At 70.1% G+C, this 13,456-nt stretch carries 11 protein-coding genes; 2 read left to right on the top strand and 9 right to left on the bottom strand.

Features of this window, described 5'->3' with window-relative positions:
* Positions 1 to 45: 45 nt before the first annotated feature.
* Positions 46 to 900: a hypothetical protein gene (locus tag CKW28_RS18210; protein WP_003924111.1), complete on the bottom strand. Its 855-nt coding sequence runs from the start codon at positions 898 to 900 to the stop codon at positions 46 to 48.
* 112 nt (positions 901 to 1,012) lie between these two features.
* Positions 1,013 to 2,563, bottom strand: coding sequence for a dolichyl-phosphate-mannose--protein mannosyltransferase (locus tag CKW28_RS18205; RefSeq protein WP_003924110.1), 1,551 nt, complete (start codon positions 2,561 to 2,563; stop codon positions 1,013 to 1,015).
* Between the two features lie 24 nt (positions 2,564 to 2,587).
* Between CKW28_RS18205 and rsmI the strand changes: the two genes are divergently transcribed.
* Positions 2,588 to 3,424, top strand: coding sequence for a 16S rRNA (cytidine(1402)-2'-O)-methyltransferase (gene rsmI, locus CKW28_RS18200; protein WP_003924109.1), 837 nt, complete (start codon positions 2,588 to 2,590; stop codon positions 3,422 to 3,424).
* Here the strand turns inward: rsmI and CKW28_RS18195 are convergent.
* The gene (locus CKW28_RS18195) at positions 3,380 to 4,666 is read right to left on the bottom strand and encodes an aminodeoxychorismate synthase component I (protein WP_003924108.1); all 1,287 of its coding nucleotides are present in this window, start codon (positions 4,664 to 4,666) and stop codon (positions 3,380 to 3,382) included. The genes rsmI and CKW28_RS18195 overlap by 45 nt on opposite strands.
* Positions 4,667 to 4,752: 86 nt before the next feature.
* On the opposite strand from CKW28_RS18195, the gene CKW28_RS18190 reads away from it, so the two are divergent.
* On the top strand, positions 4,753 to 6,069 hold the full coding sequence (locus tag CKW28_RS18190) for a PE-PPE domain-containing protein (RefSeq protein ID WP_131588008.1): 1,317 nt from the start codon (positions 4,753 to 4,755) through the stop codon (positions 6,067 to 6,069).
* Here CKW28_RS18190 and CKW28_RS18185 read toward each other — a convergent pair.
* The 6 genes from CKW28_RS18185 to metG all read right to left on the bottom strand — a co-directional run bounded on the left by CKW28_RS18185 (position 6,059) and on the right by metG (position 13,443).
* Positions 6,059 to 6,979: an RNA polymerase sigma-70 factor gene (locus CKW28_RS18185; protein ID WP_003924106.1), complete on the bottom strand. Its 921-nt coding sequence runs from the start codon at positions 6,977 to 6,979 to the stop codon at positions 6,059 to 6,061. The two genes, CKW28_RS18190 and CKW28_RS18185, sit on opposite strands and share 11 nt — an antisense overlap.
* The gene (locus tag CKW28_RS18180) at positions 6,976 to 8,199 is read right to left on the bottom strand and encodes an NAD(P)/FAD-dependent oxidoreductase (protein ID WP_050811884.1); all 1,224 of its coding nucleotides are present in this window, start codon (positions 8,197 to 8,199) and stop codon (positions 6,976 to 6,978) included. The genes CKW28_RS18185 and CKW28_RS18180 overlap by 4 nt, the downstream gene beginning before the upstream one ends.
* 62 nt (positions 8,200 to 8,261) lie before the next feature.
* Positions 8,262 to 9,182, bottom strand: a complete 921-nt coding sequence (locus tag CKW28_RS18175; protein WP_003924104.1) for an RNA polymerase sigma-70 factor — start codon at positions 9,180 to 9,182, stop codon at positions 8,262 to 8,264.
* Entirely contained in the window at positions 9,179 to 10,357 is a 1,179-nt protein-coding gene (locus tag CKW28_RS18170; RefSeq protein WP_003924103.1) for an NAD(P)/FAD-dependent oxidoreductase, read from the bottom strand. Before CKW28_RS18170 ends, CKW28_RS18175 begins: the two co-directional genes overlap by 4 nt.
* Positions 10,358 to 10,473: 116 nt before the next feature.
* Positions 10,474 to 11,823 (bottom strand): NADP-specific glutamate dehydrogenase, encoded by a 1,350-nt coding sequence (gene gdhA / locus CKW28_RS18165; RefSeq protein WP_003924102.1) that lies wholly within the window; start codon positions 11,821 to 11,823, stop codon positions 10,474 to 10,476.
* 72 nt (positions 11,824 to 11,895) lie between these two features.
* Positions 11,896 to 13,443, bottom strand: coding sequence for a methionine--tRNA ligase (metG, locus tag CKW28_RS18160; protein WP_003924101.1), 1,548 nt, complete (start codon positions 13,441 to 13,443; stop codon positions 11,896 to 11,898).
* Positions 13,444 to 13,456 lie beyond the last annotated feature (13 nt).

The following is a 13,456-nucleotide window of genomic DNA, read 5'->3' as shown; positions in this document are numbered from 1 at the left end:
GGCGGGGCCGAAACCACAGCCCTGTGTGCAATCTTCCGCGGCGTATCAGACAGGTTTCGGCAGGTGCCAACCGCGTCGGGCGAAGGCTTCGCGGGTGCGGTGCAGGATGAAGCGCCTACTGTGTTCGGCCACCACCCGGATGTCCAGCCAGCCCTGCCCTACGATCAGCTCGGCCCGCCCGATGTCGTGGACGTACTGGCGGCGGTCGGCGCTGTGGTGTGCCCCCTCGTAGTCGAGTCCGACCATCGGTTCGTCCCATCCCATGTCGATGAACGCCTCGTTGACGCCGTCACTGACCCCGATCTGCGTGCGCGGGCGGGGCAGCCCGTCGTCGACGAGGATGAGCCGCAGCCTCGTTTCCCGCGGGGACTGCGCTCCGCCGTCCATCAAGTCCAGCGCCACGCGGGCACGGGGCAGGCCGCGGGCACGTCGATAGCGATCGGCGAGCGGCAACACGTCGGCGGCGCACACGCCGGTCGCACCTGCCAGTGCGTCGAGGTGACGAACGGCGGCGTCACGCGGCAGATGTCTCGCGAGGTCGAACGCGGTGCGGGCCGGTGTGGTCACGAGCATGTCGTCCACGGTGGTGACATCCGCGGCATCGAGTCGCTCGTTGCGGACGATGATGCGCGGGGGAGGTCTCCCGGCTTTCCAGATCAGTTCGATCGGTGTGGCGTCGTCGACGTACTTCGCGCCGTGCAGCGCGGCCGCCGCCCGCCCGGTGATGACGCCCTCGCGTCCGGACCACAGCCACGCGCCGACGATGAACTGCCGCAGTGTCGGCGGTCGGTCCTTCGCCACGTAGACATCGGGGTACATCGCCCGGTAATTCCACCGCAACCGGCCCCGCGTGAGTCCTCCGCCGCGGAGCGCAGCGCTGCCGATGAACACCTCGCGCATGCCGGGATGCTCACGGCGGCGACCGACAAATCCCGTGTCGACGCGCAGGATTGCACCCAGGGCTGTGGACAACCCTCGGCGACAGCCCTGGGTGCAGAAACCCGCGCAGAACTCAGCGCCAGGACGGCAGCCAGATCTGCATGTTCCAGGTCGACTGGGAGATCGGCAGGCCGGTGAGGATCGGGTACAACCACGCGAAGTTCGTCAACACCAGGGCCACATAGAAACTCACCACCAGCAACGCCAGGGTGCGGCGTTCGGTGTTGCGGGTGGGCTTGTACAGGATGTCGCCGAGGATCAGCGCGATCGCCAACACCAAAAACGGCGCCATGGTGGTGGCGTAGAAGAAGTACATCTGCCGGTCGATGTCGACGAACCACGGCAGATACCCCGCGCCGTAGCCGACCAGCACCGCCGCATATCGCCAGTCCCGTTTGACGAACGCCCGCCACAACGCCCAGCCCAGCACCGGCACCGCGATGAACCACATCGCCGGTGTGCCGACCATCATCACGGCCTTGACGCACGACGCCTCGCCGCACCCGGGCACGTTCTGGTTGTCGATCGCATACAGCACCGGCCGCAACGACATCGGCCAGGTCCACGGTTTGGACTCCCACGGATGGTGGTTGCCCGCCGCGTTGGTCAACCCGGAGTGGAACTTGAACGCCCCGTACTGGTAATGCCACAGTGAGCGCAGCGCGTCGGGGATCGGTAGCAGGCTGCTCTCGCCGATCACCCGGCCCGCCGCGTAGCGGTGAATCGCGGTCTCCGAGGCGAACCACGGCGCGAACGCCGCCAGGTACACCCCGGCCGGAATCAGGCCCAGCGCATAGGCGGCCGGCCCGACGTCACGGCGCAGCACCCCCAGCCACGGCCGCGGCACGTGGTACTGACGCCGGGCCACGACGTCGAACGCCAACGTCATCAGGCCGAAGAACACCACGAAATACAGTCCGGACCATTTCGTGGCGCAGGCCAGTCCGAGCAGCACCCCGGCGCCGAACCGCCACCACCGCACCCCCAGCCGCGGCCCCCACGGGGTTTCGGCGATGCGGCCCTCGACCAGCGCGTTGTGCATCCGGGCCCGCACCTGGTCGCGGTCGACCATCAGACAGCCGAACGCCGCCACCACGAACGTCACCAGGAACACGTCGAGCAACGCGGTGCGGGAGGACACGAAGCTCACCCCGTCGGCGATCAGCAGCAGCCCGGCGATCCCGCCGACGAGGGTGGACCGGCTGATCCGCCGGGCGATGCGCGCCACCAGCACGATGGTGAGCACCCCGCACACCGCGCCGGAGAACCGCCAGCCCAGCGCGTTGTAGCCGAACAGCGCCTCGCCTATCGCGATCAACTGCTTGCCCACCGGCGGATGCACCACCAGCCCGTAGCCCGGGTTGTCCTCGACCCCGTTGTTGTGCAGGATCTGCCAGGCCTGCGGGGCGTAGTGCTTCTCGTCGAAGATCGGGGTGCCGGCGTCGGTCGGCGAGCCCAGGTTGAGGAACCGGGTCAGGGTGGCCAGCGCGGCGATCACGGCGGTCATCGCCCAGCCCTGCAGTCGGTCGATCGGACCGAAATCGGCCACCGGCACCAGCGGGCCGGGACTGATGACCGGGACCGGCCGCTGCGTGACGACGGGGTCGGCGGCGGGGGCGGTCACAGTTGCGATCGTAGGCTGTGCGGCATGGCTCCCGGTCGACTCCTCATCGGCGCCACCCCGCTCGGCCAGCCGAAGGACGCCTCCGCCCGCTTGATCGAGGCGCTCGCCACCGCCGACGTGGTGGCCGCCGAGGACACCCGCCGGGTGCGCACCCTGGCCCAGCTGCTCGACGTCACCCCGGCCGGCAGGGTGGTGAGCCTTTACGACCAGAACGAGGCGTCCCGGGTGCCGGGGCTGATCGGGCAGATCGCGGACGGGGCGACGGTGCTGCTGGTCAGCGATGCCGGGATGCCGCTGATCAACGATCCGGGCTACCGGCTGGTGACGGCCTGCATCGAGGCGGACCTGCCGGTGACGTGTCTGCCCGGGCCGTCGGCGGTGACGACGGCGCTGGCGGTGTCCGGGCTGCCGGCCGACAGGTTCTGCTTCGAGGGTTTCGCACCGCGCCGGCAGGCCGCCCGGCGCAGCTGGCTGCGCACCCTCGCCGACGAGCCCCGCACCTGCGTGTTCTTCGAGTCGCCGCGCCGGCTCGCGGAGTGTCTGGACGACGCCGTGGCGGTGCTCGGCGGCGACCGGCGTGCGGTGGTCTGCCGCGAGCTGACCAAGACGCACGAGGAGATCGTCCGCGGCACCCTGGCCGAGCTCGCCGACTGGTCCGCCGGCGGGGTGCTGGGGGAGATCACCGTGGTGCTGGCCGGCGGGGTGGCGCGCGCCGACCTGGACGCCCTGGTCGCCGAGGTGAGCGCGCTGGTCGACAACGGCATGCGGGTCAAGGACGCCTGCGCGCAGGTGGTTGCCGCCCATCCGGGTGCGCCGTCACGTCGTGAGCTGTACGACGCCGTCCTGCGGGCGCGAGCCTAGACGCGGACCTCGGTCCGCTCCGACGAACGGGGCGGCCTTGTCGAGGCACTCCTGCCATTCCCGATCGGGATCGGAGTCCGCGGTGATGCCACCGCCGACGCCGAGCACCGCGGCGCCGTGCGGGTCGAACTCGACGGTGCGGATCGCCACGTTGAGTTCACAGCCCGCCACCGGCGACGCCAGCCCGACGGTGCCGCAGTACACCCCGCGCCGGAACGGCTCCCAGCGGGAGAGCAGTTGGCGGGCCCGCAGTTTCGGGGTACCGGTGACCGACGCCGGCGGGAAGGCCGCGGCCAGCACGGCGGCCATCGGCACGGCGGGATCCACCCGGGCGGCCACGGTGGACACCAGATGCCACACCCCGGGGGCCGGTCGCACCGCCAGCAGTTCGGGCACGGTGACGCTGCCGGTGCGGGCGATGCGGCCGAGATCGTTGCGCACCAGGTCGACGATCATGATGTTCTCGGCGACGTCCTTGACCGACGCGCGCAGCGCGGCCGGGTCGGCGTCGCGGGGCAGGGTGCCCTTGATCGGGCTGGACGCGATGTGCTCGCCCGTCCGGCGCAGGAACAGTTCCGGGGACAGCGACGCCACCGCGCCCCACCGCCCGGCGAGGTAGGCCGCGCGCGCCGGTCCGGTCCGGGCGACGGTGTCGGCGAAGAAGTCGATCGGTGCGCCGTCGATGCGGCCGACGAACTGGGTGCACACACATGCCTGGTAGATCTCCCCGGCGCCGATGGCGTCCAGGCAGGCCGTCACCCCGAACCGGTGGGCGGTGCGGTCGGGTGGCGTCCACCGCACAATGTGCGGCCGCGACGGCTGCGGGGTGCGCAGGGCCGCCACCACCCAGTCGGGAACGGTTGTGCCGGTGAGGCTCTCGTACCACCAGCGGCCGTCGCGGTCCTGGCGCAGCACACAGTCGGACCAGCCGCCTGCGGCTTCCGGAAGGCGCGCGGCCCGGCTTTCCGGGGAACGGTCCCCCGCATCGGGGCTGTCCGGGTAGGACAGGTAGCCGAACCAGCCTCCGCCGACGGCCGTCCCGCCGACGCCGGTCGGCCCCGCGAACACCGCGTCGGGCGCGACCGGTTCCACCGCGACCGAGGGTGCGATGACGGCCCGCGCCCCGAACCAGTCGCCGATCAACGCCGCAGGTGGCGGCAGACCGCGGGCGGCGGTGGCCGCTTCGAGGGTGCGTAACACCGCCGTCGCGGGGCCGAGTTCGCCCAAGGCCTCGATTCTCACGTCCTCAGCCTGTCAGAACCGCCGACGCGCGGCGCCCGCACCCGGGTATTGTTTGCTGCAGTGTTGCGGGGTGGGAGGAGTTGCTCGTGAGACGAGCATTCATCGGTGTGGTGGCTGTTGGCGCGCTGACGTGGGGCGGGGTCGGCGTCGCGAGCCCGGCCGGGCAGCCCGAGCGGGCCGCCGCGCTGCGGCTGACCGCGACGGCCGACGCGATCATCATGCCGGGCACCAAGATCGGCTACATCCCGAGCCAGGACGAGTTCACCGCGTACGCGACCGCGGTGATCGGCGCGACGGCGGGCGCTCCCGGGGCGGTCGACTACCTCGGGGTGCCCGGCGAGTTCTGGCCGGCCACCGGGCTGGATTCGCTGACCTTCGACGCCTCGGTGGCGGCGGGTCAGGCCATGCTCACCCCGATGGTCGACGGCGCGATCGAAAGCGACACCCCGATCGTGGTGTTCGGCCACTCGCAGAGCGCGGTGATCGCGACGAAGGAGAAGCAGCGGCTGCTCGCCGAGTATCCCGACCCGGACACCGCGCCGGATGTGACATTCGTGATGGTGGCCAACCCGAACCGGCCCAACGGCGGCCTGCTGGCGCGGTTCCCGGGGCTGTACATCCCCATCCTGGGGGTCACCTTCAACGGCGCCACCCCGGCTCCGGCCGACGGTCCGTTCGACAGCTATGACGTGGCCCGCGAATTCGACGGCTGGGCCGACTTTCCGCGTTATCCGCTGAACCTGGTCGCCACCGCCAACGCGATCCTGGGCATCTACTACCTGCACGGCGGGTACTACGAGCTGCTGACCGAGAACCCGGACATCCTCGATGATCCGGAGCGGACGATCGTGCAACAGTACGGGGACACCACCTACTACCTCATCCGCACCGAACAGTTGCCGCTGCTGCGGCCGCTGCGGGACCTCGGTGTGCCGGAGGAGTTCGTCGACGCCCTCGAACCGTATGTGCGCCGCATCGTCGACCTCGGCTACGACCGCAACACCCCGTACGGCGAGCCGGCCCCGGTGCGGGTGCTGCCGCCGCTCACTCCGGCGCCCGGGCCAGCGACACAGCACAATGCCGGGCAGGGCATCACCGTGGCGTCCGCGACATCCACGCCGGACAAGCGGACCCCGGTCGTCGAAGCCCCGGTCGAAGAACCCCCGGTGCAGACCGGCCGGTCCACCCTGAAACGGGAAAAGCCGGTCAGTGCACGTCATCTGGTACGCAACAGCCTGCGTGCGGTGCCCGGACTGCGCCGCGGCGAACCGGCCGCCACCCCGACCCCCGACGTCACCCCCGACGTCACCCCCGACGCGCCGGCCGGTCAGCCCGAACCGGCTGAACCGAACGAGAGTGCGGCACCTCCGGCGGCGGCCGAGGCCGACGACGCTAGCGAGTGATGGTGCGGGGCGCGGCGACTGCGGCCAGTTTGTCCGGATTGCGGGTGGCGTAGAGATTGGTGATCGCGCCGTCGACGATCTCCAGCAGCACCACGGCTTCGAGATGATCGCCGGTGTAGACCAGCACTGCCGGAGCGTGGTTGCAGTTGGTCGCCTCCAACCGCAGATCCGGTACCCGGTGGCGGTTCCGGAAGAACCCCATCACCAGGTTGGCGACCTTCTTCGCACCCTCGACCGGGCGGGCCACCGCCGGCGCCTTGCCGCCGTGGTCGGTGGTGAACGTCGCGCCGGGCGCCAACAACGACAGCAGGCGATCCAGATCGCCGGTGGTGGCCGCATGAATGAACTCCTCGGCGAGTTCGGTGGTCTGGGCCGCCGGCACCGGGTCGAAACGTTTGCGCCGGGCCCGCACATGCTCGCGGGAACGGTGCGCGACCTGCCGCACCGCGGGCACGGATTTGCCGACCGCCCCGGCGATTTCGTCGTAGTCGAAGTCGAACACCTCGCGCAGCACGAACACCGCGCGCTCGTCGGGGGAGAGCGTCTCCAGCAGCACCAGCATCGCCATCGACACCGATTCGGCGAGCACCACATCGGATTCGGGGTCGTGATCCTCGAGCAGCAGCGGCTCGGGCAGCCACGGCCCCACGTAATCCTCGCGGCGCCGGGAGCGGGTGCGCAGCACCTTCAGCGCTTCCCGGGTGATCAGTTGCGCCAGAAACGCCTTGGTGTCGCGCACCGTCCCGAGGTCCACCTGCGACCAGCGCAGATAACCGTCCTGCAGCACGTCGTCGGCTTCGGTCGCCGAACCGAGTATCTCGTAGGCGATGGTGAACAGCAGCGGCCGCAGCAGGGTGAACCGTTCGGCGTGTTCACCGTCGGCCGCGCCGGCGGCGGAGCCCACGGTCACCGGACCGTTTCGGGTTCGGGGACGGGCGCCGGTGCGGCGGAGCGCCGGCCCCGGTACCAGATCGTGGCACCGGGTTTGCGGGCCTCGCGGCGGATGGACCACAGCGTTCCCTTCACCACCGCGTCCTTGATCAGTGCGGGGATGCGGCCACGCAGGTGGGCGCGCAGCGGGGAGTCATCGGCGCGGGTGAACTGGGCGACGGCCGCGCGCCGGCCGAGCCCGACCGTGGACCCCACGTACGCCAGCGCGAACGGGGCCGGTTCGGCGCCGTCGAGCCGGCTCAGCACGGTGTCGGCCGCGGTGGCCGCGGTGGGCGCGGCCGCGTAGCAACTCATCCGCAGCGGCGTGGCCGACGACGTGACCGCATCCCCGGCGCCGACGATGCGGTCGTCGTCGACGCTGGTCAGCGTGTCATCGGTGCGCAGCCGGCCGAGCGCGTCGGTGCTCAGACCGCTGGCCGCCGCCAGTTGCGGCACCCCGAATCCGCCTGCCCAGACGGTGACGGCGCTGGGCCGCACCGCACCGTCGGCGAACACCACCGCGTCGGGGCGGACTTCGACGACCGAGTCGTCCTCGAGGACCGCCACGTGGTGGGCGGTCAGCCAGGCCGCGATCGACCGCCGGGCGGGTTCGCCGAACGCCGGGGCCAGCCGGCCACCGCAGACCAGGGAGACGGTGCGGTCCTGTTCGGCGAGCTCGGCGGCGATCTCGATGCCGGTGAGCCCGGCCCCCACCACGGTGATCCAGGCCTGTGCCGGAAGCTCGTCGACGACGGCGCGCAGCCGTTGCGCCGACTCGAAATCCGCCATCGGGTACGCGAATTCGGCTGCGCCGGGAACGGATTCGGGCACCGCAGAGGTGCTGCCGACCGCGTAGATCAGATAGTCGTACTCCAGCGGGGCGCCCGAGCGCAGCTGCACCCGGCGGGCGGCGGTGTCGATGCGGGTGGCCTCCCCGACCACCAGCCGCACCCGCGCGCCGAGCAGGCCCCGGTAGTCGGCGGTGACCTCGTCGGCGTCGGCGGTTCCGGCCGCGAGCCGGTGCAGTTGCAGCCGCTGCACCATCGTCGGGCGGGCGTTGACCAGCGTGATGTCGACGTCGGCACGCCGTTGCAGCCGGTTGGCTGCCAGGGTGCCGGCGTATCCGCCGCCGATGACGACGACCTTCGGACCGCGGGTGTCCCGCCCGATTTCAGGGGTTCTTGCGTTGTGTCCAGTCATGCCCTTGAGATCCCGGTCGCGGCGCAGATGTGACAACACCACCTTCAGTGTGACGCATGCCACTATCGGCTGATCTGGCGTGGGGTGTCGACGGCGGCCAGCTTCTCCGGATTGCGCACCGCGTAGAAGTGGGTGATCCTGCCGTCGACCACCTCGACGGTGAACACCCCCTCCAGGTTGTCGCGGCTGTAGACCACCACCGCCGGTGCGCAGTTGTAGATCGCGGTCTCGATCCGGACATCGGGCAGCCGTTGACCGGCCCGGAAGATGCCCAGGATCACCGCGGCCACCTTCTCGGCGCCCACGATCGGGCGCCGGGCCGCGGTGGCCTTTCCGCCGCCGTCGGCGGTCCAGGTGGCGTCGGGCGCCAGCATGGCCAGCAGGCCGTCCATGTCGCCGGTGCTCGCCGCGGTCAGGAACCGTTCGGTGATCTCCATGGACACTTCGGGGTCGACCGGTTCGAACCGTTTGCGCCGGGCATGCACGTGCGACCGGGCCCGGTGCGCGATCTGACGCACCGCGGTCACGGATTTGCCCACCGTGGTGGCGATTTCGCCGTACTCGAAGCCGAACACCTCACGCAGCACGAACACCGCGCGCTCATCGGGGGTGAGGCTTTCGAGCACCACCATCATCGCCATCGACACCGATTCGGCGAGGACCACGTCGGCCGACGCGTCGCGCTCCTCGAGCAGCAGCGGCTCGGGCAGCCACGGGCCGACGTAGTCCTCGCGCCGGCGGGCTCCCGCGCGCAGCGCGTTGAGCGCCTGCCGGCTCACCAGCTTGGCCAGATACGACTTGGTGTCGCGCACGGCCGCCAGGTCCACCTCGGCCCACCGCAGATAGCTCTCCTGCAGCACGTCGTCGGCTTCCGTTGCCGAGCCGAGGATTTCGTAGGCGATCGTGAACAGCAACGGCCGCAGATGGGTGAACCGTTCGGCATGCTCGTCGCCGCGGGCGGACGGTGCGCCGGAACCGGTCATGACACCGCCATCTCGTCGAGCGCCGGCTGGGCCGGCCGCCTGCCGCCCTTGAGCCACAGATACGAGCCGGGCCTGCGGGCCTCCCGCGCCAGCGCCCAGATGGTGCCCCGGCACACCCGCTCCTTGACCCAGGCGGCGGCGCGCCCGGACAGGAACACCGGAATCGCGGTGTCGTCGCGGCGGGCCAACTGGATGATGCCGGCGTCGCGGCCCAGGCTGATGCACTGCCCGGCGAACGCCTGGTCCAGCGGGGCCGGCCGGTCCCCGGCGATCCGGCTCAGCACGGTGTCGGCGGCCTGCGCCCCCAGCGGGCCGGCGGCCTGGCAGCTCATCCGCAGCGGCTGCCCCGACGGTGCGGCGGCGTCCCCGGCCGCCACGATGCGGTCGTCGTCGACGCTGGTCAGGGTCTCGTCGGTGCGCAACCGGCCGATCGCGTCGGTGCTCAGCCCGCTGCGCGCGGCCAGATCCGGCACGGCGAACCCGGCGGTCCACACGGTGACCGCGCTGTCGAGGCGGCGGCCGTCGGCGAGCAGCACCGCATCGGCGCGCACCTCGGCCACCCGCGCCTCGACCGTCCGCACCCCGAGCCTGCGGAACCGTTTGGCCACCGCGCGCCAGCCCGGCTCGCTGAGGTAGGGCCCGATCGCGTCGCCCACCAGGGTGACGGTGCGGCCCTGTTCGGCGAGTTCGGCGGCCATCTCCAGGCCGGTCGGCCCGGCGCCGACCACCGTGATCGGGGCGTCGCACGGCCGTGCGTCGACGGCGCGGCGCAGCCGCTGGGCGTCTTCGAATTCGGTGACGGAGTAGGCGAATTCGCCGACTCCGGGCACCGTCGACGGTCCCGCGTTGCTGCCCACGGCGTAGATCAGGTGGTCGTAGGACACCGTGCCGCCGGAGGCCAGTGCGACGCTGCGGTCCGCTGCGTCGATGCGCTCGGCGGTGTCGACCACCAGGCGCACATCGGGGTGGAGCACCGTCGCGAAGTCCACCACCGCGTCGTCCGAACCCGTCACCAGCTGGTGCAGCCGGATGCGTTCGACGAAGTCGGGGCGGGGGTTGATCAGCGTCACGTCGACGGACGGGTCGAGCCGGAGGCGGTTGGCGGCCATCACTCCGGCATACCCGCCGCCGATGACCACGACGCGGGAAACGGAGGTGCCGGTGTTGGAGGTCATGTCAGCTCCCTGGGTCTTGAACGTGCTTACGCCTTCAAGACACCGGGCGACCCCCGAACGTGACGGACCCGCCCCCGGTGTGACCTAAGTCACGGGCCGTCGGTCGGTCGGAGGTGTCAGACCAGCCCCAGGGCCAGCATCGCGTCAGCCACCCGGATGAACCCGGCGATGTTCGCGCCGGCCACGTAGTTGCCGGGCTGACCGTACTCCTCGGCGGTCACCAGGCAGCGGTTGTGGATGCGCCGCATGATCTGCTCCAGTCGCAGTTCGGTGTCGACGAACGTCCACGAATCGCGGGAGGCGTTCTGCTGCATCTCCAGGGCGCTGGTGGCCACCCCGCCGGCGTTGGCCGCCTTGCCCGGGGCGAAGATCACCCCGGCCTCGTTGAACTGTTTGATCGCCGACGGCGAGCACGGCATGTTCGCGCCCTCGGCGACGATCCGGCAGCCGTTCTTGATCAGCGCGGCCGCCTCGTCACCATTGATCTCGTTCTGGGTGGCGCAGGGGATCGCGATGTCGCAGGGCACCTCCCAGACATTGCGGTCCTTGACGAATTGCGCTGCACCGGCCCGCATCTCGGCGTACTCGGCGATCCGGCCGCGGCGCACCTCCTTGATCTCCTTGAGGATCTCGAGGTCGATGCCCTTCGGGTCGTAGACGTAGCCGGACGAGTCCGAACAGGCCACCACCGTGCCGCCGAGCTCGTGGATCTTCTCGATGGCGTAGATCGCCACATTGCCCGAACCGGACACCACCGCGGTCTTGCCCTCGAAGGTGTCGTCGGTGGACTTGAGGATCTCGTTGACGAAGAACACCGTGCCGTAGCCGGTGGCCTCGGTGCGCACCTGTGAACCGCCCCAGGTGGTGCCCTTGCCGGTCAGCACCCCGGATTCGTAGCGGTTGGTGATGCGCTTGTACTGGCCGAACAGGTAGCCGATCTCGCGCATGCCGACGCCGGTGTCGCCGGCCGGCACGTCGGTGTACTCACCGAGGTGGCGGTACAGCTCGGTCATGAACGACTGGCAGAACCGCATCACCTCGGCGTCGGAGCGGCCCTTGGGGTCGAAATCGGCGCCGCCCTTGCCGCCGCCGATCGGCATCCCGGTCAGCGAGTTCTTGAAGATCTGCTCGAAGCCCAGGAATTTCACGATGCCCAGGTAGACGGTCGGGTGGAAGCGCAGCCCGCCCTTGAACGGGCCGAGCGCGGAGTTGAACTCCACCCGGAAGCCCCGGTTGATCTGCACGGTGCCGTTGTCGTCGACCCAGGGCACCCGGAAGATGATCTGCCGTTCCGGCTCGCACAGCCGGCGGATCACCGCCGAATCGGCGTACTCGGGGTGCTTGGCCACCACCGGGCCGAGGCTCTGGAGCACTTCGTACACCGACTGATGGAACTCGTCCTCGCCGGGGTTACGCCGCGCTACTTCCTCGTAGACGTCCTGCAGTTTCTCGTGTAGCCGGTTCATGGCCGTGGACTCTCACTTTTCACTCGTTGCAAGCCGGTGGTTGCAAGTAGTTTCATCGTTGCGAGGCAGACCTCATTCCGCCTGGTAGCGGGGGAACACCCCGACCGGTGCGGGTAGCGCGGTGCCGGGCGTGATGCGGATGCCGATGGTGGCGAACGTGCGCTGTTCGGCTGGCAGGCCCAACAGATCAAGCAGTTTACCTGTCGCCTCCGGCATCACCGGCTGGCTGAGCAGTGCCGCCACTCGCACCACTTCCAACGTGGTGTACAACACGGTCCGGAAGCGTATCTGGTCCTGCGACGACTCCGATTTGCGCAACACCCAGGGCTGCTGGGCGGAGAAGTACCGGTTGGCCGCGCCCAGCACCGACCAGATGGCCTCCAGCGCCAGATGCATGGCCAGGTCGTCGTAGTGCCGACGCACCCGCTCCAGCAACCCGTCGGCGGCGTCGAGCAGCGCGGAGTCGTCGTCGGTGAACGGTCCGGGTTCGGGCACCACGCCGCCGAGGTTCTTGGCGACCATCGACAGCGACCGCTGGGCGAGGTTGCCCAGGTCGTTGGCCAGGTCGGCGTTGATGCGGCTGATGATGGCCTCCTCGCTGTAGCTGCCGTCCTGGCCGAACGGCACCTCGCGCAGCAGGAAGTAACGCACCTGATCCACCCCGAACGTGTCGACCAGGTCGTTGGGGTCGATCACATTGCCGACCGACTTGCTCATCTTCTCGCCGCGGTTGTACAGGAAGCCGTGGGCGAACACCCGCCGCGGCAGCTCCAGTCCGGCCGACATCAAGAACGCCGGCCAGTACACGGTGTGGAACCGGATGATGTCCTTGCCGATCATGTGCAGATCGGCCGGCCAGTACCGGCGGAACAGTTCGGACTCGGTGTCGGGGAAGCCGACACCGGTCAGGTAGTTCGTCAGCGCGTCGACCCACACGTACATGACGTGCTCGGGATGGTCGGGGACCGGCACACCCCAGTCGAAGGTGGTGCGGGAGATCGACAGGTCCCGCAGCCCCTGGGAGACGAAGCTGATCACCTCGTTGCGCCGCACCTCGGGTCCGATGAACTCCGGATGCGCCTCGTAATGGGCGAGCAGCCGGTCGGTGTAGGCCGACAACCGGAAGAAGTAGGTCGGTTCCTCGGTCCAGGTCACCGGGGCGCCGGTTTCGGTGGCCACCCGGCTGCCGTCGTCGCGGACGGTGGTCTCGGCGTCGGTGAAGAACCGTTCATCGCGCACCGAGTACCACCCTTTGTAGGTGTCCAGGTAGATGTCGCCGGCGTCGTTCATGCGGCGCCAGATCGCCCGCGACGCCTCGATGTGGTCCGGGTCGGTGGTGCGGATGAACCGGTCGAAGCTGATGTTGAGCTTTTCCTGCAGCCGCTGGAACTTGTCGGAGTTGCGACGTGCCAGCTCGGCGGTGGGGATGCCCTCGGCCGCGGCCGTCTCGGCCATCTTCTGCCCGTGCTCGTCGGTGCCGGTGAGGAACCGGACGTCGTAACCGTCGAGCGTCTTGAACCGGGCGATGGCGTCCGACGCGATGTACTCGTAGGCGTGACCCACGTGCGGGTCGCCGTTCGGGTACGCGATCGCGGTGGTGAGGTAGTAAGGCTCGCTCATTTCTCCTCAACCT

Origin of the sequence: Mycolicibacterium thermoresistibile, from assembly GCF_900187065.1 — a bacterium.
Lineage (GTDB): Bacteria > Actinomycetota > Actinomycetes > Mycobacteriales > Mycobacteriaceae > Mycobacterium > Mycobacterium thermoresistibile.
The sequence above is the reverse complement of the archived record's forward strand: the minus strand, read 5'-3'. Positions and strand labels throughout refer to the sequence as shown.